The 16,311-nt window shown below is 66.4% G+C and carries 16 protein-coding genes; 2 read left to right on the top strand and 14 right to left on the bottom strand.

Annotated features, from left to right (window positions below):
- Positions 1-27 precede the first annotated feature (27 nt).
- The 7 genes from QOH60_RS06135 to QOH60_RS06105 form a co-directional block, all read right to left on the bottom strand.
- A complete protein-coding gene (locus QOH60_RS06135; protein WP_526418186.1) occupies positions 28-1,836 on the bottom strand; it encodes a penicillin-binding transpeptidase domain-containing protein in 1,809 nt (602 codons plus the stop codon).
- 159 nt (positions 1,837-1,995) lie between these two features.
- Complete coding sequence (locus QOH60_RS06130) at positions 1,996-2,850, bottom strand: GNAT family N-acetyltransferase (protein WP_526418184.1); 855 nt, start codon at positions 2,848-2,850, stop codon at positions 1,996-1,998.
- Between the two features lie 68 nt (positions 2,851-2,918).
- Positions 2,919-4,073 carry a flavodoxin-dependent (E)-4-hydroxy-3-methylbut-2-enyl-diphosphate synthase gene (gene ispG, locus QOH60_RS06125; RefSeq protein WP_526418182.1) on the bottom strand — a complete coding sequence of 385 codons (1,155 nt, stop codon included), beginning with the start codon at positions 4,071-4,073 and terminating at the stop codon, positions 2,919-2,921.
- A 10-nt stretch (positions 4,074-4,083) separates the two neighbouring features.
- Entirely contained in the window at positions 4,084-5,295 is a 1,212-nt protein-coding gene (locus QOH60_RS06120) for a M50 family metallopeptidase (protein WP_526418180.1), read from the bottom strand.
- The gene (dxr, locus tag QOH60_RS06115) at positions 5,292-6,452 is read right to left on the bottom strand and encodes a 1-deoxy-D-xylulose-5-phosphate reductoisomerase (protein ID WP_526418178.1); all 1,161 of its coding nucleotides are present in this window, start codon (positions 6,450-6,452) and stop codon (positions 5,292-5,294) included. Before dxr ends, QOH60_RS06120 begins: the two co-directional genes overlap by 4 nt.
- Before the next feature lie 226 nt (positions 6,453-6,678).
- Positions 6,679-7,629, bottom strand: a complete 951-nt coding sequence (locus QOH60_RS06110) for a cytochrome c biogenesis CcdA family protein (protein ID WP_526418176.1) — start codon at positions 7,627-7,629, stop codon at positions 6,679-6,681.
- A 14-nt stretch (positions 7,630-7,643) separates the two neighbouring features.
- Positions 7,644-8,147 (bottom strand): protein disulfide oxidoreductase, encoded by a 504-nt coding sequence (locus QOH60_RS06105; RefSeq protein WP_526418174.1) that lies wholly within the window; start codon positions 8,145-8,147, stop codon positions 7,644-7,646.
- A 161-nt stretch (positions 8,148-8,308) separates the two neighbouring features.
- Here QOH60_RS06105 and QOH60_RS06100 point away from each other — a divergent pair, with 161 nt between their 5' ends.
- Positions 8,309-9,604 (top strand): cryptochrome/photolyase family protein, encoded by a 1,296-nt coding sequence (locus tag QOH60_RS06100; RefSeq protein WP_526418172.1) that lies wholly within the window; start codon positions 8,309-8,311, stop codon positions 9,602-9,604.
- 24 nt (positions 9,605-9,628) lie between these two features.
- Complete coding sequence (locus QOH60_RS06095; RefSeq protein ID WP_526418170.1) at positions 9,629-9,901, top strand: DUF2631 domain-containing protein; 273 nt, start codon at positions 9,629-9,631, stop codon at positions 9,899-9,901.
- On the opposite strand, the gene rlmN is transcribed toward QOH60_RS06095, so the two are convergent.
- The 7 genes from rlmN to rpsB all read right to left on the bottom strand — a co-directional run.
- Positions 9,898-10,992, bottom strand: a complete 1,095-nt coding sequence (gene rlmN / locus QOH60_RS06090; RefSeq protein ID WP_526418168.1) for a dual-specificity RNA methyltransferase RlmN — start codon at positions 10,990-10,992, stop codon at positions 9,898-9,900. The two genes, QOH60_RS06095 and rlmN, sit on opposite strands and share 4 nt — an antisense overlap.
- A gap of 15 nt (positions 10,993-11,007) precedes the next feature.
- Positions 11,008-11,874 carry a phosphatidate cytidylyltransferase gene (locus QOH60_RS06085; RefSeq protein ID WP_526418166.1) on the bottom strand — a complete coding sequence of 289 codons (867 nt, stop codon included), beginning with the start codon at positions 11,872-11,874 and terminating at the stop codon, positions 11,008-11,010.
- A 16-nt stretch (positions 11,875-11,890) separates the two neighbouring features.
- A complete protein-coding gene (gene frr, locus QOH60_RS06080) occupies positions 11,891-12,448 on the bottom strand; it encodes a ribosome recycling factor (RefSeq protein WP_526418164.1) in 558 nt (185 codons plus the stop codon).
- Between the two features lie 9 nt (positions 12,449-12,457).
- Positions 12,458-13,195, bottom strand: a complete 738-nt coding sequence (gene pyrH, locus QOH60_RS06075; RefSeq protein ID WP_526418162.1) for a UMP kinase — start codon at positions 13,193-13,195, stop codon at positions 12,458-12,460.
- Positions 13,196-13,481: 286 nt separating this feature from the next.
- On the bottom strand, positions 13,482-14,900 hold the full coding sequence (locus tag QOH60_RS06070) for an amidase (RefSeq protein ID WP_526418160.1): 1,419 nt from the start codon (positions 14,898-14,900) through the stop codon (positions 13,482-13,484).
- Positions 14,901-14,902: 2 nt separating this feature from the next.
- Positions 14,903-15,718 carry a translation elongation factor Ts gene (gene tsf / locus QOH60_RS06065; RefSeq protein ID WP_526418158.1) on the bottom strand — a complete coding sequence of 272 codons (816 nt, stop codon included), beginning with the start codon at positions 15,716-15,718 and terminating at the stop codon, positions 14,903-14,905.
- Positions 15,719-15,730: 12 nt separating this feature from the next.
- On the bottom strand, positions 15,731-16,311 hold a 581-nt coding region (rpsB, locus tag QOH60_RS06060), incomplete at its 5' end, for a 30S ribosomal protein S2 (RefSeq protein WP_526418156.1).

Here is a 16,311-nt window from a genome sequence, read left to right as displayed (position 1 = left end):
GCCCACGACGTGTGACAGCGGGAACTCTCAGGCCAGGTAATCCGGCGGCAGGCCGCCGAGCATCCCGCGGATCATCCGCACGGCGTATTCCGAGCTGCCTCCCCCGACGATCAACGCCGCGAACGCCATGTCACCCCGGTAGCCCGCGAACCACGAGTGTGAGCCGCCCTGGAATTCGGCCTCCCCCGTCTTGCCGTGCACCTCGCCTGACCCGGCGATGTCCTTCGCGGTGCCGTTCGTCACCACCAGCCGCATCATCGGGCGCAGGCCGTCGAGCATCTGCGGCGTGATGTCAGTGTGGTCACCGGTGATCTCGGTCGGGCGGCCCAGAATCAGTTGCGGCACAGGCGTTTTCCCGGCAGCGACGGTCGCAGCGGCCAGCGCCATGCCGAACGGGGTGACCAGTACCTTGCCCTGTCCGAAACCGTCCTCCGTGCGTTCGGCCAGGTTGACGGTCGGCGGCACCGACCCGGAGACCGTCGTGACGCCCGCGACGTTGTAGTCCGGTCCGATGCCGTACTGCGCCGCCGCGACCGACAGCCCCGTCGGCGGCATCCGGCTGGCCAGCTCGGCGAAGGTCGTATTGCACGAACTCGCGAACGCACGTGACATCGGCACCACCCCGAGGTCGAAACCGCCGTAGTTCGGGATCGTCCGGTGGCCGATGTCGATCGTCCCCGGGCAGCCCAGCATCGTGTTGGGGGTGGCAATGTCTCGCGCGATGGCCGCGCCGGCGGTGACGATCTTGAACGTCGACCCGGGCGGGAACAGCCCGGTGGTGGCCAACGGTCCCTGCATGTCAGCTGCGGCGTTCTGCGCGATCGCCAGGATCGCGCCGCTCGAGGGCCTGATCACCACGATCATCGCCTGCTTTCCGACACCGTTCACGGCGCTTTGCGCGGCGTTCTGGACGGCCCGGTCCAGCGTGATCGACACCGACGGGGCAGGCGTGCCGGGCACCTCGTTGAGAATGCCGACCTCGACGCCGTTCTGGTTGACGCCGACAACCCGCCAGCCGGCATCGCCGTCGAGCTGGGCCATCACCGACTTCTTCACCTGTGCGACCAGCGCCGGTGCGAATCCGTCGTCGGTGGGCAGCAGGTCGGGCTGCGGCGTCACCACCACGCCGGGCAGCTGGCCGATTGCCGGTGCCACCCGGTTGTTGTCGTCAGGGCGCAGGGTGATCAGATCCACCGGCGACGCCGACGCGCTCGACTGCTCAGCGAGGCGCTGCGCGTCGAGTGTGTCGTCGAACGGCCGCAACGCATCGACGACGGCGCGAGAGGTCGACATCAGTTGTGCGCCCGCCTGACTGGCGTTGAGCGCGTAGTGATACAGGTAGCCGGGCTTGAGGATGTCGGTGCCGCCGACCTCGTTCACCGACGCGCGCCGCGGCGGGGCGGACCGCAGCGCGAAGGTCTGGTGCTCACCGAGCTTCGGATGCAGCCCCGCGGGCGTCCAACGAACCTGCCAACGGCCCTCCTCGCGAACCATCGACAGCCTGCCGTCGTACGTCCACGTCCGGTTCTTCGGCAGGCGCCAGGTATAGCGGTAGTTGACGGTGCCGGTGTCCTCGGTGTAGCTCGACCCGAGAATCTGGGCGTCGAGGTGCTCAGCCTGCAGCCCGGCCCACGCGCTGTTCATCGCCGCGCGCGCGTCCTCCGGCCGGTCAGACAGCGCGGCGGCCGCACCGGTGTGCCCACCGCCAAGCGCGGCGAAGAACTGCTCAGCGACAGGCCCTGGGCCTTCAGGCCGGGGCGTGCACGCGGCGAGCGGACCCGTGACGACGACGGCCGCTGCGATAAGTGCTGTTACTCGTGATGTCAGAGTTGCCATTGAGGCAGATGTTACGAAGCGGTCACGCCGGAGTGGTGGAGGCGCACCGCAGCGCACGCACCGAATGCGCCGAGATGCACGTTCTGCAGAGAAAAATCGAGTAGAGGCCTACATAACGTGAATTTCGGCGCACCGCAGCGCGGAAGGCAAACCGCGGAGTCAGTCCAGCAGGACGGTCGCGAACGTCCCGACTTCGGCGAACCCGACCCTCGCGTACGCCGCGCGGGCCACGGCGTTGAAGTCGTTGACGTACAGACTCGCAATGCGCCCGCTGCCGACGACGTGCGCGACGACCGCGGCCGTCCCGGCGGCTCCCAGGCCTCGGCCCCGGTGTTCGGGATGCACCCACACGCCCTGGATTTGGCCGACGGCCGGCGACTGCGATCCCACCTCGGCCTTGAAGATCACCTCACCGTGCTCGAACCGCGCCCACGCGCGGCCTGCCGCGATCAGCCCGGCGACCCGGCGCCGGTAGCCGCGGCCGCCGTCGCCGAGGCGGGGATCGATGCCGACCTCGCCGATGAACATGTCGATGGCCGCGACGAGATACGCCTCGATTTCGTCGACGCGAACTCGCCGCACGTTGCTGTCGATCGCGCACGACGGATGAGACGCCATCGCCATCAGGGGTTGCTGCTCGCGGACGTCGCGGGCCGGCCCCCAGACGTGCTCGAGCCGGCGCCACATCGGCATCACCAGTTCAGCGCGGCCCACAACGGAGGAACAACGGCGGGCCGACCCCATCGCCTTGTCGGCGAATGCGTGCAAGTCGACGGCCGCGCCTCGCAGCGGAATGAGATTTGCCCCTGCGTAACACAGTGATTCTTCCACGGCGCGGCGTGTCCACAGCTCGCCGCCGATCGCGGAGGCGTCGATGCCGTGGTCGGCCACTCGCGCGGCCACCATGCAGCTGCCGACGGCGTCCGCGTCGAGTACTCGCTGTACTGCGGCAGGGTCACGCGCCACCGACACGCGTCGCTCATCGACTAAGCGGAAGACCGGTGGAGCCGACATCGAAATTCCTTCTGCGGTGCCGAGGACCCTAATGCTCCTCGCGTCCGCACCCGCTGACGATTACCGCATCAGCTTACGGTCACGACCGGCGAACCGCTCGGACTTGCCTCGTCTCCGTGCTCTTCGGCGAGCCGCATTGCCTCTTCGATCAGGGTCTCCACGATCTGCGACTCGGGCACGGTCTTGATCACTTCGCCCTTGACAAAGATCTGTCCCTTGCCGTTGCCCGATGCCACTCCGAGGTCGGCCTCGCGGGCCTCGCCGGGCCCGTTGACGACGCAGCCCATGACGGCCACGCGCAACGGAAAGTCGAGCCCGTCGAGTCCGGCGGTGACGGCATTGGCCAGTGTGTAAACGTCGACCTGCGCGCGCCCGCACGACGGGCAGGACACGATTTCCAGCCCCCGGGGCCGAAGGTTCAGCGATTCGAGGATCTGGTTGCCGACCTTGACCTCTTCGGCAGGCGGGGCGGACAGCGACACCCTGATCGTGTCGCCGATGCCGCACGACAGCAGGGCACCGAACGCCACGGCCGATTTGATGGTGCCCTGGAACGAGGGGCCGGCTTCGGTGACACCGAGGTGCAGAGGGTAGTCGCACTTGCTGGCGAGCAGCTCGTAGGCGGCGACCATCACCACCGGGTCATTGTGCTTGACGCTGATCTTGATATCGCCGAAACCGTGTTCCTCGAACAGAGACGCCTCCCACAGCGCGGATTCGACCAACGCCTCGGGGGTGGCCTTGCCGTACTTCTCCATGAACCGCTTGTCCAGTGAGCCGGCATTGACGCCGATGCGGATCGGAATCCCAGCCGCACCAGCAGCTTTGGCGACTTCGGCGACGCGGCCGTCGAACTCCTTGATGTTGCCGGGATTGACGCGCACGGCCGCGCACCCCGCGTCGATCGCGGCGAAGATGTACTTCGGCTGGAAGTGAATGTCGGCGATCACCGGAATCTGGCTGTGCTGGGCGATTTCAGCGAGCGCATCGGCATCTTCCTGACGCGGGCAGGCCACCCGCACGATGTCGCAACCGGTTGCGGTCAGCTCGGCGATCTGCTGCAGCGTGGTGTTGACGTCGTGGGTTTTAGTGGTCGTCATCGACTGCACCGCGATGGGGTAATCGCTGCCGACCCCGACGTTGCCGACCATCAGCTGGCGAGTCTTGCGACGCGGGGCGAGAGTCGGCGGGGGCGGTGCCGGCAGACCGAGGCCGACTGTCATTTCGAGCCTCCTACTTGAACGGATCGGCCGGGTTGACGAAGTCCGCGGTGACCGTCAACAGCATGTAGCCGACCAACACCACCAACACTACGTAGGTCGCCGGCATCAGCTTCATGTAGTTGACCGGACCGGCGGCGGCCTTACCGCGTGCGGCCCTGATCATGTCGCGGACTTTCTCATAGGTGGCGACCGCGATGTGGCCGCCGTCGAACGGCAACAGGGGTATCAGGTTCACCACGGCGAGAATGAAATTCAGCGAGGCCAATAAGAACCAGAATGCCAGCCACAGTCCGAGCGCGGCGGCCTTGCCCCCGATGGACGAGGCGCCGACGACGCTGATCGGCCCGTTGGGATCACGTTCCCCGCCACCGATCGAGCGCACGAGCGGGGCGACCTGGCTGGGGATCTTCACCAGGGCCTTACCGAGTTCCACCGTGACGTCGCCGGTGAACGTGAAGGTGGCGGGCACCGCGGCGAGCGGGTTGTATCGCGTGGGCCCGAGCACGCCGGGCGCGACGCCGATGGTGCCGGCGGTCGTCGGCTCCTGATCGTTCTTGGTGAGCCAGCGTTTCGTGGGCGCGACTACGACGGTCTTCGTCAGCTCTTTTCCGTCGCGCTGCACGACGAACTGCGTCGGTCCGTTGGACTTGCGGATCGCCGCCGACATCTCGTCGAAGTTGGAGACCGGCGTGTCGCCGACCCTGGTCACCACGTCGCCCTTCTGCAAACCCGCTTCCGCGGCGGGACCGGGGCCGGTGCAGACGCCGCGTTGGCCCTTCGCGACATCGCTTGCCACACAGTCGGTTCCGCCGATCACAGCTGGCTGGTGCAGGTTCGGCAGTCCGCCGGAGACCGCTAGCGCGTAAATGATCACCAACCCGATGAGGATGTTCATGCCCGGACCGGCGAACAGCACGAGGACGCGCTTCCACACCTTCTGCTTGTACATCGCGTACGGCTCGTCCTCGGGTGCGATTTCGTCAATCGACGTCATTCCCGCGATGTCGCAGAAGCCGCCCAACGGGATCGCCTTGATGCCGTACTCGGTCGAACCCAGTTTGTTCGGCCGACGTATCGACCACAATGTCGGACCGAAGCCGACGAAATACCGTCGCACCTTCATTCCGGTCGCCCTCGCGGCCCACATGTGCCCGCATTCGTGAAGTGCGACGGACACCAGGATCAAGACGGCGAACAGCACAATGCCCAGCCATAAGCTCATCGAACGGGTGCTACCTCCTGTGCAACGGCGCGGCTCGCGCGGCCACGGGCCCAGCGCTGCGCGTCAAGTACGTCCTCCACGGTAGCGGGTTGCGCCGTCCACTCGTCGGCATCGCCCAGCACCTCGGCGATTGTCCGCACGATCGCCGGGAAACGGATCCGTCCCGCAAGGAACGCCTCGGCCGCCTCCTCGTTCGCCGCGTTGTACACGGCGGTCATGCAGCCGCCGAGCTCGCCCGCGTGCCTGGCCAGTTCGACCGCGGGAAACACCGACGCGTCCAGCGGCTCGAAATCCCAGCTGGCAGCCACGGAGAAGTCGCACGCAGCGGCCGCACCTGGTACCCGGTCGGGCCAGCCGAGTGCCAGCGAGATCGGCAGTTTCATGTCGGGCGGACTCGCCTGGGCGATCGTCGACCCGTCGGAAAAGGTGACCATCGAATGCACGATCGACTGCGGATGCACGACCACCTCGATGTGCTCGTACGGCACGCCGAACAGCAGGTGCGTTTCGATCAGCTCGAGGCCCTTGTTCACCAGCGACGCCGAATTCAGCGTGTTCATCGGGCCCATGTTCCAGGTGGGATGCGCGCCGGCCTGCTCTGGAGTGACAGCCTCCAGGTCCGGCGCCGGCCAGCCGCGGAAGGGGCCGCCTGAGGCGGTCAACACCAGCTTGGCGACCTCCTCGGGCTGTCCTGCCCGCAGGCACTGGGCCAGCGCCGAATGCTCGGAGTCGACCGGCACGATCTGGCCGGGCCGGGAGGCCTTGAGCACCAGCGGTCCACCGGCGATCAGCGACTCCTTATTGGCCAGTGCCAGCCGCGCGCCGCCTTCGAGCGCGGCGAGGGTGGCCTCCAGGCCCAGCGCGCCGACGAGCGCGTTAAGAACGACATCGGCCTGGGTGTTTCGCACTAACTCGGCTGCCGCATTCGGCCCCGCCCACGCAACCTCACCCAGCGCCTCGGCCGCGTGTGCGTCGGCGACAGCGATGTTCGTCACACCCGTCGCGGCTCGCTGTTGCGCCAGCAGCGAAACGTTCGCGCCGCCCGCCGCCAGACCGACGACTTCGAATCGGTCCGGGTTCGCGGCGATGACGTCCAAGGCCTGCGTGCCGATCGAACCGGTGCTGCCCAGGACGAGCACGCGGATGCGACTGCTCACCCCGCTATTGTGCCCGGCGCGAAGTCGCCTTGCCTACGGTCGGTGAATCCGTCAAGCGGTGCTTGCTCGGTCCGCTGAAGCGATTCTTCGCCGGCTCGGTCTGCCAGCTTCCCGCGGCTTCTTGCCGACCGGCTTGGGCTTGCCGACCGGCGTCAGCGAATCGGTCGGCCCAAGATCTGCTTTGACTTTCAGGTTGTCAACGAGCGCGGGGTCGTCGGCCTCAGTTCTAGGATTCCGAAAACTGTTCCACCGCTTTATCTTCTTTGTCTTGTTGGTCTTGTTTGTCTTGCCGCTGGCGCGCGGCGCGACGGCCCTGCCACACCGTCGCGGCGCCCGCCGCCACAAGCACCACCGCGACCGCGACGATCCATGGCCATGCGCCGTGTTGGTGCACCCACACTGCGATCGTGCCCTGCAGCTGGCCCGCGGCAGTCACCAAGGGATCCACCGGGTTTCCGTGGGCGTGGAACAACCGCACTTCGTAGACGCCGTAGTAACCCACGTAGAGACCGACGATGATCAGCAGCGCACCGCTGAGCCGGTTGACGAACGGCAGCACCCACCTCATCCATTCGATCACCGCGGAGTTTGCAAATGCGGCCGCGACAGCCAGCGTTCCCACCACCAAGGTGAACCCGGCTACGTACGCGAGGTAGACAGACACACCGCCGATGACTGTGCTGCCCCGAAGGCTCACGCCGGTGACCGCCAGAAAAGGCCCAACGGTGCACGACAACGACGCGATCGCATAGCTGACTCCATAGCCGAACATGGATCCGAGCGCAGCGCTCGGCGCCCATCGCGCGCCTCTGCGAAACCACGCCGGCAGCACCAACTCGCGTCCCGTCACCAACCAAATCCCAAGTGCCACAAGTGCAACGCCGATGACGACGGTGACGAAGGGCAGATAGCTCTGCACCGTCGACGCCAGCGACACGGTCAACACTCCGAAGACACCGAAGGCGGTGACGAACCCGGCAGCCATCGCGAACGTGGCCGCCAACGCCCGGCCCAGTGCGCACAACGACGTGCCTAGGCCCGCATCGTCGGGCACGGGTTCGGAGTCCTCACCGCGGACGACCAGCGCGATGTACGCGGGAAGCATCGCGAATCCGCATGGATTGAGTGCTGCGACCAATCCCGCTCCGAAGGCAAGTGCTATGAGTTCCTGGTTCACACGCTATCTACGGTCTACGTCAGGGCCGCTACGCGCTGGGCGAGCTCTTGTTGTGGCATTGCGGCAGTCGGGTTGTTCACGAAGGTCGTCGATCCGTCGGGCTTGTAAAACACGTACGCGGGCTGCCAGGGCACGTTGAAACGTGCCCAGAGCGATCCGTCGGAGTCGTTGAGGTTGGTGAAGTTAAGGTTGTACTTCGAGACGAAGTTCTGCATCTGGCCGAGGTCCGACCGTCCGGCGATGCCGACGAACGTCACTTTCGGGTTCGACGCCGCCACCTGGCTGACGCCGGGCGCTTCGGCGTTGCAGAAGGGGCACCACGGCGCCCAGAACCACAGGACAGTGGGCTTGCCCTTCAGGCTCGACGCGTTGAACGACGAGCCGGACAGCGTGGTACCGCTGAAGGTCAGCTGGTCATCCGCCTGCACTTTCGGTGTCTGATACAGCCCGAACAGCATCGCTGCCACCACCAACGTCGTGGCACTGAACGCCCCAAGGCGCAATCGTCGACTGCTCATGACAGCCCCCTCCGGTCTCAATCCATCGTTGCCCGGCCGCAAAGCAGCAGCAGCCGGTCCTCCCTTCACATTAATGACACGGATGTTGCGCGCACTAGGTTCAGTCAGGACGGCGGTGGCCAGGTGTTTTCCCGACGGCGTTTGCGGACAGCATGACTGGTATGACAACGCTGCTGTGGTTTCGTCGCGATCTGCGGGTGCAGGACCTGCCGCCGCTGGCCGAAGCCGCTGCCGACGGCGACGACGTGCTGGCGTGCTTCGTGCTCGACCCGCAGCTGGTCAAGTCGTCGGGGCCGCGGCGGCTGCAGTTCATGGGCGACTCGCTGCGTGCTCTGCGCGACACGCTGGACGGACGGCTTTTCGTCACGCGCGGGCGCCCCGAGAAACGAATCCCCGCCATCGTCAAAGAGATCGACGCGTCGAGCGTCTGCGCATCGGAGGATTTCGCGCCGTTTGGGCGCAGGCGCGACGACACGGTGCGCGAGGCCCTGGGAGAGGTGCCGCTGCACATGACGGGCTCGCCGTACCTGGTGTCGCCCGGGCGCGTCGCGAAGGACGACGGAAACCCCTACAAGGTCTTCACCGCGTTCTTCGGCCGCTGGCACGACGTCGGCTGGCGAGCACCTGCGGACACGAGCACCAAATCGGCACGCTGGCTCGACCCGAAGGGACTGCGCGGGGGGGCCGACATCCCTGATCCCGGTGCCGACCTCGACCTCGGCGCAGGCGAACAAGCGGCGCGCAAGCAGTGGCAGCGGTTCCGCGACACCGCGCTCGACGACTACGCCGAGGACCGCAACCGACCCGACAAGGACGGCACCAGCAGGATGTCGGCCCACTTGAAGTTCGGCACGATCCACCCCCGGACCATGGCTGCGGACTTGGACGCACGCCGGAAAGGCCATGCGGCGTACCTGCGAGAGCTGGCATTCCGCGATTTCTACGCGTCCGTGCTGTACCACTGGCCTGACAGCGCGTGGTGGAACTGGAACCGCAACTTCGACGCGATCGACGTCGACACCGACACGTCGGCCAAGAAGTCCTTCGAGGCGTGGAAGGGCGGCAAGACAGGCTTCCCGATCGTCGACGCGGGCATGCGCCAGCTGCGCGAAACCGGCTTCATGCACAACCGCGTCCGGATGATCACCGCGTCGTTCCTCGTCAAGGATCTGCACCTGCCGTGGCAGTGGGGCGCCCGATGGTTCCTCGAGCAGCTCGTCGACGGCGACATGGCCAGCAACCAGCACGGCTGGCAGTGGTGCGCCGGTTCGGGCACCGACGCGGCGCCCTACTTCAGGGTGTTCAACCCGACGACGCAGGGCGAGAAGTTCGATCCCACAGGCGATTACGTTCGACACTGGGTCCCTGAGCTGGACAGTGGCGATTACCCGGAGCCGATCGTCGACCACAAGCAGGAGCGCCAGGAGGCGCTGCGGCGCTACGGACACCTCAGTTAGTCCGGATATGCCAGAATGACGGCCATGGTCAGCACCGAGGTTGAACGACGCACCAAGGTCGACACCGCGGACGCGCCGTCCGCCGAATGGGGATGGAGCGGGGGGAATCCGCGGGTGTGGCACATCGCCGGGATTCTCATCGCCGTGTTCCTGTTTGCGATGTCGCAGTTCTCACCACTGCACGGCAACCACGTCGGTCACACCGAGGACTGGTTTCTCGTCGTGTTCGCGTTGGGTGTGCTCGCTTTTGTCTTCCGCGACATGTATATGCGCTGGCGCGGACTCAAACGCGACTAACCTTGTGCGGCCAATTGCCCACAGGCCGCGGCGATTTCGCGGCCCCGGGTATCACGCACGGTGCACGGCACCCCTTGGGCGCGCACGCGCCGGACGAACTCGCGCTCGGCTGCTTTCGGGCTGGCGTCCCAGCGGCTCCCCGGCGTCGGGTTCAGCGGGATCAGGTTGACGTGGACCAGGGAGCCGAGCGCGTCATGCAACCGCTCGCCCAACAGGTCCGCCCGCCACGGCTGATCGTTGATGTCGCGGATCAGCGCGTATTCGATCGACACCCGACGACCGGTGGCGTCGGCGTAGTCGCGGGCGGCCTCCAGCGCCTCGGCGACCTTCCAGCGGGTGTTCACGGGCACGAGGGTGTCGCGGAGGTCATCGTCAGGGGCGTGCAGCGACAGCGCCAGCGTCACACCCAGATCCTCCTCGGCGAGTTTGCGGATCGCCGGAACCAGTCCCACGGTCGACACCGTGACCGAGCGCTGAGAGATCCCGAAACCGTTTGGCGCAGCGTCGACGATCCGACGCACGGCGGCGAGCACACGGTTGTAGTTGGCCAGCGGCTCGCCCATACCCATGAACACGACGTTGGACAGCCGGTCCCTCGCCTGCGCCAGATGCGCCGCGGCAGAGCGCACCTGCTCCACGATCTCTGCGGTGGACAGGTTGCGCGTCAACCCGCCCTGCCCGGTGGCGCAGAACGGGCATGCCATTCCGCAGCCGGCCTGTGACGAGATGCAGACGGTATTTCGTTGCGGGTAGCGCATCAGCACGGACTCGAAGGTGGTCCCGTCGACGGCCCGCCACAACGTCTTTCGCGTCTCGCCAGCGTCGCAGGCGATCTCCCGCAGCGGGGTGATCAGCTGCGGGAAGAGTGCATCGGCAACGGTTTCCCGCACGGCGGCCGGAAGGTCGGTCATCTGCCGGGGATCGGCGACGAGCCGGGCGTAGTACTGATGCGCGAGCTGTTTGGCCCGGTACGCGGGCAGGCCCGCCTCGGTGACAGCAGCGATGCGGCCGGCTTCGTCGAGATCCGCGAGATGCCGCGGCGGCTGCGCGCGCCGAGGAGGCGTGAAGACGAGCTGAGCACCGCTGGACATGGAATTCTCAGTATCTCAAGCCAGCAACGTCAGCACGATCCAGCCGGCGACGGCCGAGGGCAGCATCGCGTCGATGCGGTCCATGACCCCGCCGTGTCCCGGTAGCAGCGTGCCCATGTCCTTGATGCCTATGTCGCGCTTGACCTGAGACTCGACGAGGTCGCCGAGCACGCCGGTAATCACCAATAGCAGGCCAAGCGGAATGCCGACCCACCATTGCTTGTGCAGCAGGAATGTCACCACGAGCACCGACGCGGTCACTCCGAAGAGCAGCGAGCCGCCCAGGCCCTCCCATGACTTCTTCGGGCTGATGGCAGGCACCATCAGGTGCTTGCCGAACAGCACCCCGGCGACGTAGCCGCCGATGTCGGCGAAGGCAGCGGTCGCGATCACTGCGAGCACCCGGTAGCCGCCCTCGTCCTGAAAGATCAGCATCGCGCTGAAGCTGGCGAACAGCGGGATCCATGTCGCGACTAACACGGTGGCGGAGATGTCGCGCAGGTAGTTCACCGGCTGCTGGCCGCTGCCGATCAGCCGCCACACCATGCAGATGACGACGGTCGCTCCGTAGCCGAGAAGGACGCCGTACGGACCGTGCCACATCGACAGCCAGATCATCGCCTGCCCACCGGCGAGCAGCGGCACTATCGGCAGGTCGTAGTCGGCCTCGCGCAGCCGTCGGTACACCTCGTAGGTCGCGATCGCGATCGCGACGGAAAGTACCGGGAGCCATCCCAGCGGGTAGAAGACCAAGACCACGATCGCCATCGCGCCGAGGACGGCACCCACCGCGATCGCGGCGGGCAGATTACGTCCGGCGCGCGAGGTCTTCGCGTTGGGGGCGTCGGCCCCGTTGGAGGCGCTGGTCTCGGGTGTGGCCACAGGAGTCGGTCGCTGCTCAGACTTCGAGCAGCTCGTCTTCTTTGTTCTTGACGAGGTCGTCGATCTGCTCGATGTATTGGTGGGTCGTCTTCTCGAGGTCCTTCTCGGCGTGCTTGACCTCGTCCTCGCCGGCCTCGCCGTCCTTCTTGATGCGGTGCAGCTCTTCCATCGCCTTGCGACGGATGTTGCGCACCGACACCCGGCCATCCTCGCCTTTAGCCTTGGCTTGCTTGACCAGCTCGCGACGCCGCTCCTCGGTCAGCTGCGGAATCGCCACCCGGATCACGTTGCCGTCGTTGGTGGGATTGACACCGAGATCCGAGCCGCGGATGGCTTTTTCGATGTTGGGAAGCTGCGACTGCTCGTAAGGCTTGATCACGACCAGCCGTGCCTCGGGCACGTTGATGCTCGACAGCTGGGTGATCGGGGTCATCGCGCCGTAGTAGTCGATGTTGATGCGCGAGAACATGCCGGGATTGGCGCGGCCGGTGCGAATGGACGCCAAATCATCGCGGGCCACCCCCACAGCCTTTTCCATTTTCTCTTCCGCATCGAAGAGTGCTTCGTCGATCACGGCATCTCCTCAGGTCGTGACAAGTGTTCCGATTTTCTCACCTGCGACCGCGCGGGCAATATTGCCATCGGTGAGCAGGTTGAACACGAGAATCGGCATGCCATTGTCCATGCACAGGCTGAACGCAGTGGCGTCGGCGACCTGCAGCCCGCGATCGATGACCTCGCGGTGCGTGATCTCGGTGAGCAGCTCGGCGTCCGGGTTGTGGCGAGGGTCGGCGGTGAAAACGCCGTCGACGGCCTTGGCCATCAGCACGACGTCGGCGCCGATCTCGAGGGCGCGCTGGGCGGCGGTGGTGTCGGTGGAGAAGTATGGCAGGCCCATGCCAGCGCCGAAGATCACCACGCGGCCCTTCTCGAGGTGCCGACGAGCACGCCCCGGGATGTAGGGTTCGGCGACCTGACCCATCGTGATGGCGGTCTGCACGCGGGTGGCGATGCCTTCCTTCTCCAGAAAGTCTTGCAGCGCAAGACTGTTCATGACGGTGCCCAGCATGCCCATGTAGTCGGAGCGGCTGCGCTCCATTCCACGCTGTTGCAGCTGTGCACCTCGGAAGAAATTGCCGCCGCCGATCACCACCGCGACCTGGATCCCACTGCGGACCACCTCGGCGATCTGGCGGGCCACCAGATGGACGACATCGGGATCGAGCCCCACCTGTCCTCCGCCGAACATTTCGCCACCGAGCTTCAGCAACACCCGCGTGTACGGCGGGCGGTCCGGCGGCGAGCCGTTGACTTCCGCCATCTGTCTCCTCCCCGCTCCTGGCATGAGAGCGCCATCGGAGGCGATCGCCTGCGACGGCAGTTCTTATCCTGCCTCATGGTCGCAGTCGAATGGTCGATGGCGTACCCCTAGGCGCGGCGGATAGCCCGACGAGCGCCCGTCGGCCACCATTCGCACCACAAGCCCCACAAGGCACACCAGGTCCCGCCGTTGCGACGGTGCGCGCGCCGAGATCCGAGTTGATGCACGCTTTTAGGCGAATCGCGTGCAATAAGTCCAATCTCGACGAGCGCCTGCGCGCGCCGGATCACGCAGCGGAGGCCGGGTCCTGAATCCGGCGCCACGGCCGCGCCGCTTCGAGCTCGTAGGCCAGCTCCAAGAGCCGGCGCTCCTGCCCGGGCGCTGCGGAAAACATCATCCCGATGGGCAGCCCCGCCGCAGATTCGGCAAGCGGCAGCGAGATCGCCGGATCGCCGGTGGCATTCTGCAGCGGGGTGAACGCCACCCAGTCCATGAGCCGGGCGATGATCTGCTGATAGTCCGCGGTTGGATCGAAGTGCCCGATCGGGGTCGGCGGGTCAGCAAGGGTAGGCGTCAGCACCACGTCGTGCGTGCGGAACAACCGGGCCGTGCGCCGCCGCATCAGCCGCAGCCTCGTGAGGGCCAGCGGCAGGCGGTGCATGTTGCGCGCGGCGTGGCGCTCGAAGCCGATCGTCAGATTGTCGAATTTCGAGGTGTCGAAGCTCGGACCGAACATTCGCCGTCCGCCGTGCACCAGCGCGTAGCTCAGGAAGGCGTAGTACAGGATGAAATCGTCGGCGAAAGTCATTGGCACAGGCGGGTTGTCGAGGTGCTCGACTCTGTGCCCGAGCTCCTCTAGCAGCGCCGCTGTCTTCAACGTGAGCTCGCGGACCTCGGGATCGCATTCCCGGTACAGCGAACGGGTGAGCACGCCGACGGTCAACCGTTGCCTGCCCGCAGCCGTCACGTCGCCGATTGGCGCGAGTTTGCGCGGTCGCCAGAGCCGCTCGGCCTCGCGGTAGAACGCGGCGGTGTCGCGCACGGACCGGGTGACCACACCGTTGTGAACCACCCTCAGCGGCATCTGTCGCATCTGCTTGTCCAGGGGCAGCCGCCCACGGCTGGGCTTCAGACCGACCAGCCCGTTACAGGACGCCGGAATCCGAATGGAGCCGCCGCCGTCGTTGGCGTGTGCGATCGGAACGACACCGGCAGCGACGAAAACACCCGATCCCGACGACGACGCCCCCGACGTGTGATCGAGGTTCCACGGGTTACGCACCGGCCCGATTCGGGGGTGCTCGGCGGCTGCGCTGAAGCCGAACTCGGACAACTGGGTCTTACCAAGCGGAATGACCCCGGTCGCGAGAAACGTTGCCGCCCAATCGCCGTCCGCGGGTGCAGGCTTCGGATCCCAGGCGTCGGTGCCCTGCATCGTCGGCATGCCACCGACTTCGACGTTGTCCTTGATGAACGTGGGCACGCCCGCGAAGTATCCGGTCCGCGGCCTCATCGCTTCTGCCCGCGCCCGGTCGAACGCCTCGAACGCCAGCCCGTTGAGTGCGGGATTCACCGCTTCGGCGCGCGCTATCGCGGCGTCGACCACCTCAGAGGCGGACACGTCACCGGTTCGCAGCCGCTCCACCAACGCAACGGCGTCGGAATCCGACAGCGCGTCGTCGCGAAAGGCGTGCACACGTTCCACGCCTAGGCCTGACCCACCTCGAACCGGGCGAACCGCGTGACCGTCACACCTGCCTCCTCGAGCAGCGCCTTGACCGTCGTCTTGTTGTCCGAGACCGACGGCTGGTCAAGCAGCACAACATCTTTGAAGAAGCCGTTGACGCGGCCCTCGATGATCTTGGGCAGCGCCTGCTCGGGCTTGCCCTCGTTGCGGGCGGTCTCCTCGGCGATGCGACGCTCATTGGCCAGGACGTCTTCGGGCACGTCGTCGCGCGTCAGGTACTTGGCCTTCAACGCGGCGATCTGCAGAGCGACGGCATGGGCCGCCTCGGCATTCGATCCCGTGTACTCGACGAGCACCCCCACAGCGGGGGGCAGGTCAGCGGCCCGCTTGTGCAGGTACGCCTCGACGGTGCCGTCGAAGTAGGTGGCACGACGCAATTCCAGCTTCTCGCCGATCTTCGCTGACAGGTCGGCGACCGCTTGCTCGACGGTGCTGTCCCCGATTTTCGCCGCCTTCAGCGCGTCGACATCGGTCGCCTTCGCGGCTCCAGCCGCAGCGACGATGTCGTCGGCAAGCTTCTGGAACTCCTCGTTCTTGGCGACGAAGTCGGTCTCGGAGTTCAGCTCGATCAACGCGCCGCCCTTTGCAGCGACCAAGCCCTCAGCCGTGGCCCGCTCCGCGCGCTTGCCGACGTCCTTCGCACCCTTGATGCGCAAAAGCTCGACGGCCTTGTCGAAGTCGCCGTCGCTATCGGCCAGCGCGTTCTTGCAGTCGAGCATGCCGGCGCCGGTCAACTCACGCAGTCGCTTGACGTCGGCTGCGGTGAAGTTCGCCAATGTTTCGCCTTCCTAAGAAGTCTCAGTGGTGGTTTCGGGATCAGCGGCACCATCGGCAGCCGCGTCCGCGGTCGCGCTGGCCAACAGCTCCTGTTCCCACTCGGCGAGCGGCTCGGCACCCTCGGCGTCGGGCTTGTCGCCATTGCCGACGCCAGCGCGTGCCTGCAATCCCTCGGCGACTGCGGCGGCGATCACCTTGGTGAGCAGCGCCGCCGAGCGGATCGCGTCGTCGTTGCCCGGGATCGGATAGTCGACAAGGTCGGGGTCGCAGTTGGTGTCCAGGATCGCGATCACCGGGATGCCCAGCTTCCTGGCTTCGCCTACGGCGATGTGCTCCTTGTTGGTGTCCACCACCCAGACGGCCGACGGCACGCGGTTCATGTCCCGGATACCGCCCAGGCTGCGCTCGAGCTTGTTCTTCTCGCGGGTCAGCCCGAGGATTTCCTTTTTGGTCCGGCCTTCGAACCCGCCGGTCTGCTCCATCGCCTCGAGTTCCTTGAGGCGCTGCAGGCGCTTGTGCACGGTCGAGAAGTTGGTCAGCATGCCGCCCAGCCAGCGCTGGTTGACGTAGGGCATGCCGACGCGGGTGGCCT

It is taken from the genome of Mycobacterium sp. (assembly GCF_032159765.1).
Lineage (GTDB): Bacteria > Actinomycetota > Actinomycetes > Mycobacteriales > Mycobacteriaceae > Mycobacterium.
Note: the sequence above shows the minus strand (reverse complement) of the source record. Positions and strands in the feature narration are given on the sequence as shown.